13 protein-coding genes are annotated in these 13,721 nt (G+C 43.6%); 5 read left to right on the top strand and 8 right to left on the bottom strand.

Going from position 1 to position 13,721, the window contains the following annotated elements:
- Positions 1-52: 52 nt before the first annotated feature.
- Positions 53-937: an endonuclease gene (locus tag KTN04_RS12605; protein WP_217335587.1), complete on the bottom strand. Its 885-nt coding sequence runs from the start codon at positions 935-937 to the stop codon at positions 53-55.
- A 97-nt stretch (positions 938-1,034) separates the two neighbouring features.
- Here KTN04_RS12605 and KTN04_RS12610 point away from each other — a divergent pair, with 97 nt between their 5' ends.
- The 4 genes from KTN04_RS12610 to KTN04_RS12625 all read left to right on the top strand — a co-directional run bounded on the left by KTN04_RS12610 (position 1,035) and on the right by KTN04_RS12625 (position 8,342).
- Entirely contained in the window at positions 1,035-2,009 is a 975-nt protein-coding gene (locus KTN04_RS12610; RefSeq protein WP_217335588.1) for a DNA-processing protein DprA, read from the top strand.
- Positions 2,006-6,688, top strand: coding sequence for a RecQ family ATP-dependent DNA helicase (locus KTN04_RS12615; protein ID WP_217335589.1), 4,683 nt, complete (start codon positions 2,006-2,008; stop codon positions 6,686-6,688). Before KTN04_RS12610 ends, KTN04_RS12615 begins: the two co-directional genes overlap by 4 nt.
- Positions 6,685-7,203 (top strand): hypothetical protein, encoded by a 519-nt coding sequence (locus tag KTN04_RS12620; RefSeq protein WP_217335590.1) that lies wholly within the window; start codon positions 6,685-6,687, stop codon positions 7,201-7,203. Before KTN04_RS12615 ends, KTN04_RS12620 begins: the two co-directional genes overlap by 4 nt.
- Before the next feature lie 62 nt (positions 7,204-7,265).
- Positions 7,266-8,342 (top strand): hypothetical protein, encoded by a 1,077-nt coding sequence (locus KTN04_RS12625; protein ID WP_217335591.1) that lies wholly within the window; start codon positions 7,266-7,268, stop codon positions 8,340-8,342.
- A 142-nt stretch (positions 8,343-8,484) separates the two neighbouring features.
- Here KTN04_RS12625 and KTN04_RS12630 read toward each other — a convergent pair whose 3' ends face one another.
- The 4 genes from KTN04_RS12630 to KTN04_RS12645 form a co-directional block, all read right to left on the bottom strand.
- Complete coding sequence (locus tag KTN04_RS12630; RefSeq protein ID WP_217335592.1) at positions 8,485-8,985, bottom strand: single-stranded DNA-binding protein; 501 nt, start codon at positions 8,983-8,985, stop codon at positions 8,485-8,487.
- 393 nt (positions 8,986-9,378) lie between these two features.
- Positions 9,379-9,576: a transposase gene (locus tag KTN04_RS12635; RefSeq protein ID WP_217335593.1), complete on the bottom strand. Its 198-nt coding sequence runs from the start codon at positions 9,574-9,576 to the stop codon at positions 9,379-9,381.
- 81 nt (positions 9,577-9,657) lie between these two features.
- Entirely contained in the window at positions 9,658-10,152 is a 495-nt protein-coding gene (locus tag KTN04_RS12640; protein ID WP_217335594.1) for a hypothetical protein, read from the bottom strand.
- 23 nt (positions 10,153-10,175) lie between these two features.
- Positions 10,176-10,649, bottom strand: coding sequence for a DUF7673 family protein (locus KTN04_RS12645; RefSeq protein WP_217335595.1), 474 nt, complete (start codon positions 10,647-10,649; stop codon positions 10,176-10,178).
- A 331-nt stretch (positions 10,650-10,980) separates the two neighbouring features.
- Between KTN04_RS12645 and KTN04_RS12650 the strand changes: the two genes are divergently transcribed.
- On the top strand, positions 10,981-12,132 hold the full coding sequence (locus KTN04_RS12650) for a GIY-YIG nuclease family protein (protein WP_217335596.1): 1,152 nt from the start codon (positions 10,981-10,983) through the stop codon (positions 12,130-12,132).
- A 12-nt stretch (positions 12,133-12,144) separates the two neighbouring features.
- On the opposite strand, the gene KTN04_RS12655 is transcribed toward KTN04_RS12650, so the two are convergent.
- The 3 genes from KTN04_RS12655 to KTN04_RS12660 form a co-directional block, all read right to left on the bottom strand.
- Positions 12,145-12,696 (bottom strand): PD-(D/E)XK nuclease family protein, encoded by a 552-nt coding sequence (locus KTN04_RS12655; RefSeq protein ID WP_217335597.1) that lies wholly within the window; start codon positions 12,694-12,696, stop codon positions 12,145-12,147.
- Positions 12,697-12,698: 2 nt separating this feature from the next.
- Positions 12,699-12,947: a CFI-box-CTERM domain-containing protein gene (locus tag KTN04_RS17410; protein ID WP_407659262.1), complete on the bottom strand. Its 249-nt coding sequence runs from the start codon at positions 12,945-12,947 to the stop codon at positions 12,699-12,701.
- Positions 12,948-13,163: 216 nt separating this feature from the next.
- On the bottom strand, positions 13,164-13,721 hold a 558-nt coding region (locus KTN04_RS12660; protein ID WP_217335598.1), incomplete at its 5' end, for a transposase.

Raw genomic sequence — 13,721 nt, forward strand, 5'->3', positions numbered from 1 at the left:
GAAACCCGGCTGCACGAGCCTCAGCTACTGACTGAAACTCAACGATGTTTCGCTAACTGACACGGTCATAACTTGGGCAGCCTTCTGGCAAGTGGTAGACCTTGCTGTTTCTGTTACCACGGATAACGCCATTGACTGCAGACAACGTTCTACCTGAGCTTTCAGTGGGCAGCCAACTGACCACCCCTTCTGCTCCGTTCCTATGACCAAGCCTCCAGGATTTTTCACCAGTCACAAATGGATTGGAGTGCCCCATTCGTTGAGCAACACGACGATCGCGCTCACGCTCCCAGGCCGTAACCGGGTATTGGCGATCCCACGCTAATAACAGTTGCTGTTGCTGACGAGACATAGGCAGATCGTACCGATCGTGCATATAAAAATAGGTACGAGCAATCTGTCCCTTAACTTCAGCTCGGGGCTCAACTGTTCGTTGCTTGAAATCTACTTTAACTGGACAGGCTCCATGCTGGCCAAGGGTGGTCGACAGTATGCCAAAATTGAAATTCGACCGGTCCCCGTTCACCTCACCGATGGTGGGTGTCAGGTTATGAAGATCAGCCTCCATGGCATTAAACACGGGATCTGTCGCTTTGCAGTTCTTTCGACCACCATCCTGCCAGCATTGCCGTGCGCGTCCAAAATTTGAGGCTGGGACAACGTGCTCCCATTCGATTCGTTCAGCACGGTTTGGTTGCTTACGAATCTGGTAGCCACAGCCCTCAAGATCAACTCGACCGCCGGATCTGCCCATCCAACTCCATTCGCAGCCGCAGTAAAACGTTCCGATTGTGATACGATCATGATAGATATGTTGAGGTGCTTCCTCTTTTGCCTTATCAAAGCTGGTAGGTACCGCAAGTAGGTTAAGGGACAACAAAAAATCCAATAGAATGGAAGCAGAAATGAAAATTATAGGTGATTTCCGTATTTTCATATTCGTTCCTTAAGGTCTATATAAAGATCATAGCTGTTTTCTTTGTTTTATATAGTGTAAAATTTTTAAAATAAATTCATATTTATAGGGATATTAAATGAACATAATCGACGCATTGGTTTTAAAAAGCTTGGAAGGTGTCGGTGATAGTTCAATCACAAAAATTCTCGAGTTTACATCACAGCAATGCATAAATTCGCTTGAAGAATTAGCCCATTTTGGTGTTGAAAGTATACCTTTGAGAAGAGTTCCAAGTTCACTCAGAGAGTTCATAAAAACCGGCGAATTTAAAGACGTCCGGTTAAAGACTGAAAATGAGCTTAAAGCATGGGCCGATCAGGAAATTTTTGCTATTCACCGTAACTCAGTACAGTACCCTAAACAGCTTCTTGATTTAGTGGATCCGCCCCCCTTTTTGTTCTGCAAAGGTAACCTTGATCTTCTTAGTGATACTAGAGCAATAGCAGTCGTAGGTACACGTAACAATACATCGAAAGGGGCATTAATAGCAGCTAAAACAGTTGAGGCATTTCATACTCACAAATTCCTTATTGTGAGTGGTCTGGCATTAGGAATTGATGCCATAGCTCATAAAGCTGCTCTGGAGTGCGGTGCTCCAACAATTGCGGTTCTGGTTGATGTCATAAAGATATCCCCCACAACGAATAAAGGTTTGGCAGAGGAAATACTTCAGAAGGGTGGTTTGCTGATCTCAGAAAATAAACCAAGCATGCCCATAGTAGCTGCACTATTTGCAAAACGTGACCGAATCCAGGCTGGCCTTTCAACTGCTGTTTTTGCGATTGAAACCTCTAAAGATGGCGGTACGATGCATGCCGTGAGAGCGGCAAGGAAGATGGGTCGTCCAGTATTCGTTCCTGATGCTATCGCTGCAAAATACAATGATCTCACACTGGATGCGATTCGAGGTACTCAGTACCTAGTTGAAAGTGGAGAAGCGCGACCATACACAAGTCAGCTTTATGAGGGGATGGCTGAAGAACTAGAGGGTATATCACAGCGGCTCAAATCCATGGCCACGAACGAAGCTCAAGGAGGGTCGCTACTATGATCAAGGTAATTATACTGGATCTTGACGATACCCTTCTTGATACCAAAGCACTCGAACCGTTACGACAAGCTGGTCAGTGGAGAGAGGTAAGGTATTACCTCCGAGAGTGCAGTGTCCACGAGAATGTTCTTGGTATTCTTAATACCGCGCGATCATCAGGCGTCAAAATAGCCATCTTCACTAACGGTCCTTCAAGTTACGTAAAAACTCTTCTGGCACATTTTGATATATCGGTAGATTATATCGTTGCTTACCACGATGTTCAGGCGCACAAGCCTGCATCAGAAGGTGTGCAGAAAATCCTCGATTACTTCTCTGTGTCTGCTGATGAAGCTCTCTATTTAGGTGATAGTGAACTTGATCAAGGTTCTGCACAGAGTGCTGGTGTGGAGTTCTTTGCTGTCGAGTGGGGTACCGTCAAAAATATCGATTCAGGGCATTTCGGGGTAGCTAATCTCTCTGAGGCTATTGGCTCAAGACTGAGCAAAGAGAGTGGCGGGGCACCTCGCTCCGAATTGCTGGTTGACGGTAACAAACTCTATTTGGGTTATTATATTGAGGGTATTAAGCAGGAAGTCTGGTCGTTTAAGGATGGTGTCTTAGCTGCCATTAATCGATGGACTAATAAGGTTGTCGAACTGTCTGATTCATTCCCCGATATCAATTTTGTTGTTCGGGCATTGGGGCACGCAGAATTAGGTGCAGAGGAAATAGGAAAACCGTTGGATAAATTGGGTGATGCTTTGGCTGATGCTTTGCAGGCAGAGTATCAGCCGACCGCCCTTAAAAAGTCAAAAATACTAAAGAAGTCTACAGGTATATCAGCTGCTGAGCGAGCTGCACAGGTCGAAATGGCCTACTCATTTACAGCTCATGAAAACGTATTAAGCTTGGATCGGCCAAGGTTTCTGATCGTTGATGATGTATATACCTCGGGTGCTACAACCCGGGAAATTCAACGAGCGATAACTGAGGAATGCCCTAGTGCGCAAGTTTTCATATTCACGTTGGTTAAGACACTCTACCGATCAGAGGCGAACAAAGCCAGCCTCGAGATGCAACACAACAACCATCTTTTTTCGGATCTTTACAACCGGCTAAATTCGGAAGATGATGGACATGGTGATGCACTTCAAAAACAGAAGCGTATTAGCAAAAAACTTGTATCCAAGAAGGTTTCAGCCAATTACACGAATACCAATCACAATTTTGTCTTCCATAACTTACCTCTGTATTCGATCGCTTCAGAAGCGAAATCTGAACAGTTATACGGTGCTCTACAGATTCTGAAAAATATTTTACAGAGGGGGAAGCCTACGGTTGCATCCAGACGTCTGCGCTCCGCCTTTGGTTTAGACTTTGATGAGAGTGGTCTGGATTTCGATGTCCTACCGCTCATCTCAAGTAAGCCTGTAAGTTGGCAGCGTCTCATTAGAGGGGATCAGAAGAGAGGAAATTACCCTGCGCGCATATTCTTTGAAGAGTTAATGGAAAAGCATCTAGGCGAGTATGGATTCCTAAAACAGCTTACTGTACCTGAAGTTCAGATATTTGATATGACTCAGGTGTACGTTGATCAGTTTCAGAATCGACAAGTAGACTTTTTTATTCCTCACATTGGTGCGATAATTGAAATAGACGGTTTTCAACATACAAGCTCAGCTCATCTTGACCAACTTCGTGATGATTTCACGGAGACTTTAGGTCTTCGGACATTCAGATTTACTACAACTGAAATTTCGGCTGAAAACGAAGATTTTTTAAAAAAGATGGGCGCGCTACGTAACCATATCGCACGGATAGATGCTCTTGAACAAGAAGGAATATTGAGTCCACCTAATGGTTTGACCCTTCAAAAATATGCTGAGCAACTTGAGGCTGATGAAGCTTTTAATCTAGATCCTAGACTTCAACTGACAGCAGCATGTCGTTTTCAACTGTTATTGCTGGAATTAGTAGAGAGGGGCGTAATACGGCTCGGAGAGCTCACTAAGCTCACTCTAATCAATCATGATGAAATAGATTTTGTTTGGGACGCACTTGAAGACCTCAATGAACTACTCGCTAATCTTTTTTGTCTACAAGGAGTTGATCCAGGTCTGCTCAACCTAGAGATTGAAGAGCTCACAGAGTTATCCACTGATCGAGATGGTTCAACAGTAGTTGTTGATTTCAGTCTTTTTGAGCGTTTCGATGATCAACATCAAGTTAATCAGGATGTTATTTTCGTTCGAACTGATTACTTTGATTTCTATCGACATTTCCCAAGTGGAGATGCATCATCGATTGAAAACTATGTACTTGAAGATTACGACTATTTTAGACTGTCTTGTGCTAAACCAATTGAGTATGCCCTTGATTTAAGTCCTGCTAGTGCACAACGCGAGTCACTTAGATACTTCCTCAGTAACATCTTTCTTCCAACCATTGATCAAGTTGATTTCAGGGAAGGGCAAGTCGGGATTATTGGTTCTGCACTTTCCCGGCATAGCACCATTGGCTTGCTGCCAACAGGTTCTGGTAAATCCATTTGTTATCAGCTTTCTGCAATGCTTCAGCCCGCGGTAAGTTTTGTTGTATGTCCGATAAAGAGCTTGATGTACGACCAGAAGGCGGATCTCGATGCGATAGGCTTTAGCCGCAGTAATTATATTACTAGTGATCTTAAGCCTGAAGACAAGGTAAGGGTTCAGCGTGATTTTGGACGCGGGAAATATTTTTATGTCTTCATTTCGCCTGAGCGATTTCAGACACATACATTTAGACGGGAGATGTCAGCTATAGGCTTGGATCTAGCGTTCGCCTATGCAGTTATAGATGAAGTTCACTGTCTCTCTGAATGGGGACACGATTTTCGCATTTCTTATTTGAACTTGGCAAATACCATTGAAAAATTTGCGCCCAGTGCGAGTTACATTGGTCTTACTGCTACGGCATCAGTTTATGTGCTCAAGGATATCCAAACCGAGTTTAATATTCTTGATGAATATATACGAACACCTCTAAATTTTACCCGTGATGAGCTTTCTTTCCACATCATTGATGATAAAGGTCGGAAAAACGACGCTATCGTCGAACTTGTTTCACAGATGGAGAAAAAGTGGAACTCGGGTGAAAATGAAAGGCAGAAAGCGGGCATCATATTTACTCCCACTGTTAATGGCAATAAAGGCTGTCACAGTTTAGCTGGTCGCCTTTCAACGATTTTGGACATGGATGTACGATATTTTTCTGGTTCTCCACCTAAAATGGGTCGCCTTCAAGGCGATGCTTTTGATCGTTATAAGAGGCAGGTACAAGACGATTTTAAAGGCAACAAGTATCACTTACTGACAGCTACAAAAGCATTTGGTATGGGGGTTAACAAAGGGAATATCGCTTACACCATTCATTATGGTATTCCAGGCTCAATGGAAGCTCTCTATCAAGAGGCAGGGCGAGCTGGGCGAGACAAGCATCTATTTCAAGCTGTGCCAGCAGATTGCTATGTCTTACTAACTAAAGAGCCCAATAATCATATATTAGAAAAAATATGGGACCAAGCAACAAATGTTACTGATCTTAAAGACCATGTTAAAAAACTGAGTAGAGAGAGTGATCTTAATACCAACATGTTTTTAATGACAGCTAATCTGGATACGATAAATGATGAATTCAAGTTGATTTCAAATATATATAATTATCTAAAAAAATTTCAAGAGCATAAAACGATCACCATTAATGCTCGGCAGTTTCGAGTAGAGAAATCTAAGCTTGAGAAAGCAATCTATCGGCTCTTTCAACTAGGTATTGTTTCTGATTGGGTTATTGAAAACTTCTTTGATGGGGTGATTCAAGTTGAGTTTCAGTGTCCAGATATCGAGATACTGAAGATTAATCTTGAAAATACGATTCGGAAATATGAAGCCGAATTTAACTATAGGAAAATATGTTCTAGCGACAATAAGTATTACATGTTTATTTGTAATAAGCGAGAAAAGGGTGAAATTGACGAATCTCAGTTCATATTTTTATTTCTCTTGCTCTGGTCGTATGATCATTTTGTGTATAATCGACGTCAATCTCAAAAGAACGTTTACGAGCAGTGTATAGAAGTTTTAGGTAAAGATGCAGCTGCCGAGGCTGATTTCAAGGCTAATCTTGAGGGATACTTCAGGCATGACAAATCTAGCCAGAGATTGTTGCACCTGGCAGAGAACTCTACAGATACAAGCCTATGGTTATCAGTATTTCGTAAGGAAAGCCCAGACGATGAAAATTATGAACTGATATCAACTTCGGAGTTAATGATACTGAGTGCCCAAATATCTCGCTTTCTTGAATCCTACAAAGATAACCCATGCTTAGACTACTTGAGTGGTGTTACTCGACTGACATCGGATCAATTTGATGATACAGATGGAGAAATTCGAATGTCGTCGGCTTTCGATAAGCTCCTAGCTTCTAATAAAGGGAGTGCTCTGACTTTAGTTCGGGAAACCTTGGATCTCAAAGATTTCTTCTCAGAAGAGTCGCGAAGCCGCTTCGCTCGTTTGGTGCACAAGAAGTTTAATGACCTTACGTTGCTTGAAGAAGTAAACGCAAAGTTCAGAGATTCTTACTCTTATCACATATTGTTGTCTCCTCTGGCATCTCGCCTTGAGAGGCTAACTTCTAGCTATAAAGGAATTGACTGGTGAGTGATATTAAAAAACTCCAAGAGGTAATAAATTCTTTAGAAGAGCAATCTTCTAGAGTAAGTGAATTTAACGGTGTTTTGAGTGCCATTGATTCTGCAAAATCTGATATTTTTTTAGCAAAGACTGAATTTGAAGAACTTGCGGAGGAGCACAAGAAAGCTGTTGCAGAGAACTGCATACGGTTTGATGAGTTAGGAGATAGAATTAATGAACTCGAACAAAAAATTTCTACAATTGAAAGTAAAATGTTGACTGAGTCCCAGTATGATGTTGGTAGAGATAAAATTTTACTTAGGATTTCAGATCTTCGTTTTGTATCGACTGAGCAGTTTGATCGTGGTGTTAAAGAATCTGAAAAGTCTGTCATTTCTTCACTTAGTCAAACTAATTCAATGCTTGAGGGTTTGCTTGCAAAGCAAGAAAAATCGATACAGTCTCTTCGTATATTTGTTTTTTCAGGAATTATTTTATCCATAAGCACCTTTTTGTTACTTATAAAAGGGGTATTGCTTTGATTTTAATTTTTTGTTTTATAAAATTCACCTAATATTTCTTTAAAAAGATAAATGGATTTTCTATGTTTTTTTTTAGCAAGAGAAAAAGTAGCAGTTTAGATCAGCTTAAAAAAGATTTCGGTGAATATCCTCCTGCTCCACTAAAAGGGGTTATCAATAACAATTATTTTAGTATAGTTTCTGTTTTTGGTTTTGGTAATCTCTACTATACAGTATCTAGGATCATAAGGCTTTCTATAAATAATCAAGATTACCTAGAGAGAAATGGCCTGCCCAGTTTAAGGAATATTTATTCTCAAACTAAAGTTGATCGTGATAAAGTGATTTCATTGTACAGGGAAATGCGGCCGCATCAAAAAATCATATTTTTAAGTGGGATTTTGCTATTAGCACCATTTATTTTGGTTTTTTTCATTTTTTTTATGTTATATCAACTTGTGAAAATTTTAAGGAGGCCTGTTATAGGTGGTGATTCTTTTGGTTTCTTCTCTCCAATTCTTCACAATAAAGAAAAAGTGTATGAGCTAGTAATTAAGCCTTGGGAAATTTGGAGGCGATCTTTATCAAAAGAAGCAATAATCTCTCATGAACATATTCACCTTCTTCAGTTTGCGACATTTGATAGAGATCGCATTAATTATGCGAGCAATGAAAAATATAGATCTCACTTTGTCCAAAAAGAATTAAATATGAATCTCGATAGAGCTTTATATCTTTTTTCACTTGATGAAATTGAAGCAAGGCTGCATGAGGTGATATTGTCGTATTATGATTCCTATCACTATTTACCAAATAAACATGACGAATTCATCGAGTTGCTCTTTAAAAATAATGATTTAAACCCAGTATTGTTTTATCTCGTTGAATTCGATGAGGAGTACAATAAGTTTCTATTTGAAGAAAACTATAAAAGCCGAGATGAAAATATTGTAAAAGATATAGCCGTCATGTTTCTTTCCTTTAAGAATAAAGAAATGGGGATCAGGTTTGTTTTTGAGGTATTATCCGTTTTATATGCCAATCTTCTATACATGTATGGCGACTTTAAAATAGCAAGTGATTACTTCAAATCTATTGGTTCTCATGATTTATATAATGAGCTATACGGAGTATCTGTGTTCGAAAATGAAATTATTTAATGTCATAATAAAAATAATACATTAATTATCGCTGTAATGAAGAATGCAGCCTGGATTTTTATTATTTAAAAATGCAGGCTGCTAAGTTTAATCTTCAAGTTCAAAATTTATTAGGATTGGTTTTTGATGATTTTATTCTTTATCAGAACGGTATATATAAAGGGTCATCTGAATCAAGACTATTTTTAGATCGAGATTGGTTGTTTTCTTCTTCGATATATTGGTTTTTAATATATTTATCATCCGATGATATGCTAGTACTATTGTTATCTATATTGCCATACTGTTTTTTTTCTAAATTTCCTTGGTTAGAATCCAATATCTGCATTATTTTTGCTACAACTTCGGTCATGTAATGCTGATTACCGTTGTTATCAGTCCAAGACCGAGTTCTCAAGCTACCTTCTAAATAAATTTGCCGTCCTTTTTGAAGGTGTTGTGCAGCAATATCTGCAAGTTGGCCAAATATTACCACACGATGCCATTCAGTTCGTTCTTTTCGTTCATTAGTTTGGCGATCCATCCAGCTTTCACTTGTTGCCAGGCTAATATTAACAACTTTTTGACCACCCTGTAACGTCTTGATCTGAGGATCTTGTCCGCATCGGCCTATCAAAATTACCCTATTTACTCCTTGCGCCATCATTTTCTCCTTGTAGTAACTTTTTTTATCCGGTTAATTAAAATTATTTTTTTTTAGGTGTGTGTATGTATATAGTCTTTCGGCAAACAGCACTAGACAGTCTTTATTAATATTTGGATAAAATTATAAAAATTTCCTGCTCATTTTCATGATAAGCTTTATAGTAAGAATGCTACTTGTTATTTGATGTGTCAAATTTGAGTTATAACTAAGTCAACTCCTAAATTAGCCTTTACAAGTCAGATTCATGCAGCGGCAGCATACCTGATGAGGAAGCGCTCTTTTTTAGCAACACACACCCAGGCGAATCGAACCATTTTATTAGCATAGGCAACCACCGCTCGATTAAAGCCCCTATGCTCAACGAGGCGTTGAATCCAGCGACTCAATGGGTCATCTTTCTTGCTCGCTCTCGATACCACTGCACGCGCCCCGTGAATCACTGCGCTGCGCACCCCCTGTGTGCAGCGTGTTGACGTTCACACCCAGCTCCCGAGCGGTTTGAGCGACCGGTTGATCAGACTCCACCGCCAGCTTGACCGCGGCTTCTTTAAATTTAGCTGTATAGAAATTGCTCTTTTTCTGACTCATGACACACACCTTGATAGGCAGGTGATATTACCTGCGTCTGTGTGTCCGGGAAACTATAGCCAGTTCACTATATTACTCGACCTACCAGCCAGGTGGGTTCGCCATGTCATCCATATAAAGATTTTGGCGTGTGTCTTCGTCTAAGTTCTGACCGTCACTACCGATTGGATAGTGATCTGCGTCTTTAGAGGATGGTAGGCTGTTTGTATCACAAGTCTCTGGCCAACGATTCACTAGCCAGTCAATTGCAAGCAAAGCCCCGAATAGTGAGAAAAATATGCCTTTGACAAACCAGTTTTGCGAACGTCGCATCTCCCGTAGCGATGTCTCTGCACCTGGTCGCATGATCAAGTAAATCATGAGGATCAGAGCAGCCATTACTACATAGTAGAGTGGGTGGCTAAGTCCAAACTCACCAAATCTGGCCATCGACAGTAGCGGATCTGCTACCAGAGTCACGATGGAAACCTCCGTTACTACTTTGGCCGTGCGCTTCGCACGGCCAGTGAACTGACCATCTCGGATAGCATACTTTTCAAGCCATAGTGCTGGAGCTAGTAAAATACGCTTGAGCATACCCAAAAATTAACTCCAGACCCTCAGGGTTGCGGTTCCATAACCGCAGCTTCTAGCTCAGGGTGCGAGTCTTCCCAGCGATCACAAACCGGTCGTCCCTCATAACGACCAGGGAAGGATCCTTCCTCGTAATCGTACTTTGAAGCACCGCAGTGTGGGCATTTCCAGCGGATGATTTTACGATCCAGATATTTCTCAGCGTAACGATACTGTGTCTGTAGTGGCCGCCAAATGTCTTCCAGGCGATTAAATAAGTCATACCCGTTCTCAATGACGGTATGAGGCTCTCGGAATGTCTCAGCACGACCTCGAATCACATCGAGTGCTGCTCTGTATCCGGGCTCATCTAAGTTGCAAAGGTCAACCAATGCTGCATGGTAGTTGTAGCTGTTATAGGTTGAAAGCAACACTTGTGCTGCAGCTTTGGCGCCGCTCCCTGACTGATTGAGTGCATAATCCAGTAACAGCTTTACGCCTGCAGAGTAGGCTGTATCCATCGTGTAATCCCTTATTCGAGGTCATGGAAAGTAAGAGCATTGTAGCTCCTACACAGCATGATACCGAACTATGAGTGGCGTGCTAAAAAAAATGGGGCCAGGAGGCCCCAAAGCTCAACCAACCACGGATGAATACGCTTAATGTCTCACAGATAGTCGGACTTACAACCCCCAAAAAACACATAGTCTGTTCCGGCGCTGCAAATCCATCATTAAAGTACTACACTAGAGCTGTGGTACTTTAAATATGCCGCCATATGCCTTGATAGATATGGCTTTGCGGTCGCGAGCTGGACTCGTATCAGACCGATCCGAATAGGGAAGTCGCCTGATGACTGACGTACATCTGACAATTGGCTTGGATGAAAATAGTGAACCGGTCAGTATTCATGATGTGGCCAGCGGGAAAACGAAGTTGCATTGCCCATTCTGTGGTGGACCCTTGCTCGCCAAGAAAGGGCATGTGCTCCAGCATCACTTCGCACACTTGGGTGACACCTGCCATGGAGCATTAACCTCTGAATCTTTACCTGCGTTTGATGATTTCAACCTGCGGCTGGCGGCAAAAGAGTTAGAGGAACTCAGGGGTCTATGGGAAAGCAGCCAGCAAGGGAAGTACGCTGTGCCAGCAGTGACACCCAGGCTCAGTGCGATGGGTTTGTTCAAAGACAATCCGTTCCGTGCAGGAGGTCAATGGGAGTTTACCCATCGGGGAAAAATCCCGGTACGCGGGCTGAGCCTCAACTTGTTTGGCCAACTCCACCCACTGCTGCTGCTTGAGCCTCATGAAACGCTTCAGATTGCGGCAGCCCAAGAGCCCGGTAACACTCAAATACAAGCTGCTTTGCTCGTTTATCGCGCACAGCTGCGCCGCTTGTACAGCACTCATTTTTATTGTCTTCAGGTTGATGCTGATGGAGAGCGGCTTTACAAGATTGGCCTAACAAGCCGTCAACTGGAAGATCGCCTCCCTGAAATCCAGCGTGACCTGAGGGTGCACTTCGAATCGGTGAAGATCGAACCTTTGCTGTTCAAACTGAACCGTGGTCACTGTGAACGCTACTTCAAATTCCGTTATGCCGATCACAACCGCCCTGTTGGTCGATTAACTGAATATTTTACGTTCAGTGAGGCCGAATTCAAAAAGGTGTTGAGCGATCTAAAACGCATGCCCGAACGCCAGTTCAATGAAATCGAAACCAAGATCCAACGTGATTGGTGGGCAAAGGAAAAGCGTCGTATCTCTGCGGTACGTAGAGGCGTTGCTTTGGCTAAAGCAAATGGCCTGCGGCTGGGTCGACCAAAGGGGAGTACCGAGGACGTGCAAACATATCTGGCCAAGCCTGCGAACGCCAAAATTGTTCAGCTATTAAAAGCTGGACAAACAGTACGTGCTGCGGCGGTAACTGCGGGTGCTTCTACGCGGACCGTGCAGCGCGTGAAGCGTGCCTTGGCGACGCTCCTGGACGAGCCTGACAGCTGATTGCTTGAAGCGTTAAATTGCTCGGTCGCGGCATTCAAGCCGGTAAGCACAGGCGCGGCATTTTGGCTTAGAGGGGCTGGCTTCACCGTAACCGCCGTTCTGGATTGACCGTACTCTTTCCACGAAGGGGCGCACGATATTAAAAAGTGCGAGGTCTTCTTTTGGTAGATCAAAGGCCTTTTGCTCGCTCTTGGTTTTAACCACCACTTGGCGGACCTTGAAACCCGATCCACGTGCTGCCAGAGCAGCTGTAAACGCCTGCACCCAATCAGACTCGAAGACAGGCCCACGGCGTGATTTGTACTCGATGGCGGTGATCAAGCCGTTTTTGTTGTACATCGCGTCCGGCTTACCCACCACCTTGAATCCATTATGGAAAAAGGGCTTAACGTGGCGGCCCTCATCGACCCAGATAAGATCGCCTACCTCGGAGTCAGTCGAGTGACGGCGACCGCGGCGCGCGTTCAGAACAACAAGGTAGATGACAAAAACAGTCAAGAATATCAGCCAGATCTCCTGAAAGTCTCTGAACAGACGCACGAACTCTTTGAACAAATCCCACATGGTTATCGGTCCTGTTGATTCTGCAGGTGACTGAGTAACCAGGTAACCGTTTTACGAGCAACAGAGTCCAATTTGGCATTACGCTCACATGCACGGACTAACACCGGTGAAAGGGCATAGTAGATCCGCACAAACACTCGGCCAGGCCAGTGCGGCATCAGGTGTACATCGCGGAATTGACGCAAGGATTCAGTACGTGGGTCGCTTATACCAAATAGGTGCGAAGCGACAAAGCAGCGACGATCTTGCACAAGCGAGCCTGGGCTGAGTTACCAGTTATCTGTTAGAAGCTTTGTGGATGAGAGTGCTCAAGCTAGCAGTCTGTCGGACTAACGTGGCTCATCGGAGTGACAGAGCCCTGTATCGCTTTCAATGATCGCCAGACAGCCACCACGACTTGCGCATTCGCTTTACCGCTGCTCAGCCCCCATACGGCGGCCACAGGCGCTTATTTCCAGCAGTGTCCGTCAGCTGGCCACTAAGCGATGCATGCGCTTGATATTCCATGCCAAGGTGGCCAAACGCCACTCACCACTGACGTTGTCTAGCCCTCTGAGTGAGAACTGCCGGAACCCCATAACGTGTTTGATGATGCCGAACACGGGTTCCACGGTATGTTTGCGCAGCGCATAACGAGCTCGCCCCACCTGTGTTTTCAGGCGATAGGCCATCTGTTCAACGGGATCATCACTATCCGGGGCCATCGGCTCGGCTGCAAAGCGCTCGAAGAGCGGCAGGTGGTGAACGTCTCGTTTCATCGCAATAAGCGGTTCAATACCCTGCTGACCACACGCTTTCACATTATCCGCACTGAAGTAACCGGTATCCGCCAGCAGGTGGGTCACTTTACCCAATGAGGCTGGCAAGGCGGTCAATGCGTTCAGCAGTGGCATGACTTGTTGCTTGTCATTCGTCGCTTGCGTGACGTGGACAGAGGTGACCAGCATGCTCTCAGTATCCACCGCTGCCTGGGCGTTATAGCACTGATCAAAGCCCTTGCCCGTGACCGGCATGATGCGTGACTG

This window comes from Marinobacterium weihaiense, from assembly GCF_019061305.1.
In the GTDB taxonomy this organism is placed as follows: domain Bacteria; phylum Pseudomonadota; class Gammaproteobacteria; order Pseudomonadales; family Balneatricaceae; genus Marinobacterium; species Marinobacterium weihaiense.

Bases quoted from the DNA above. Each gene is read 5' to 3' on its own strand.
- KTN04_RS12645 (WP_217335595.1), bottom strand. From the start codon at position 10,649: ATGGATACAGCCTACTCTGCAGGCGTAAAGCTGTTACTGGATTATGCA.
- KTN04_RS12610 (WP_217335588.1), top strand. From the start codon at position 1,035: ATGAACATAATCGACGCATTGGTTTTAAAAAGCTTGGAAGGTGTCGGT.
- KTN04_RS12615 (WP_217335589.1), top strand. From the start codon at position 2,006: ATGATCAAGGTAATTATACTGGATCTTGACGATACCCTTCTTGATACC.
- KTN04_RS12655 (WP_217335597.1), bottom strand. From the start codon at position 12,696: ATGTGGGATTTGTTCAAAGAGTTCGTGCGTCTGTTCAGAGACTTTCAG.
- KTN04_RS12650 (WP_217335596.1), top strand. From the start codon at position 10,981: ATGACTGACGTACATCTGACAATTGGCTTGGATGAAAATAGTGAACCG.
- KTN04_RS12640 (WP_217335594.1), bottom strand. From the start codon at position 10,152: ATGCTCAAGCGTATTTTACTAGCTCCAGCACTATGGCTTGAAAAGTAT.
- KTN04_RS12635 (WP_217335593.1), bottom strand. From the start codon at position 9,576: ATGAGTCAGAAAAAGAGCAATTTCTATACAGCTAAATTTAAAGAAGCC.
- KTN04_RS12630 (WP_217335592.1), bottom strand. From the start codon at position 8,985: ATGGCGCAAGGAGTAAATAGGGTAATTTTGATAGGCCGATGCGGACAA.
- KTN04_RS12605 (WP_217335587.1), bottom strand. From the start codon at position 937: ATGAAAATACGGAAATCACCTATAATTTTCATTTCTGCTTCCATTCTA.
- KTN04_RS12625 (WP_217335591.1), top strand. From the start codon at position 7,266: ATGTTTTTTTTTAGCAAGAGAAAAAGTAGCAGTTTAGATCAGCTTAAA.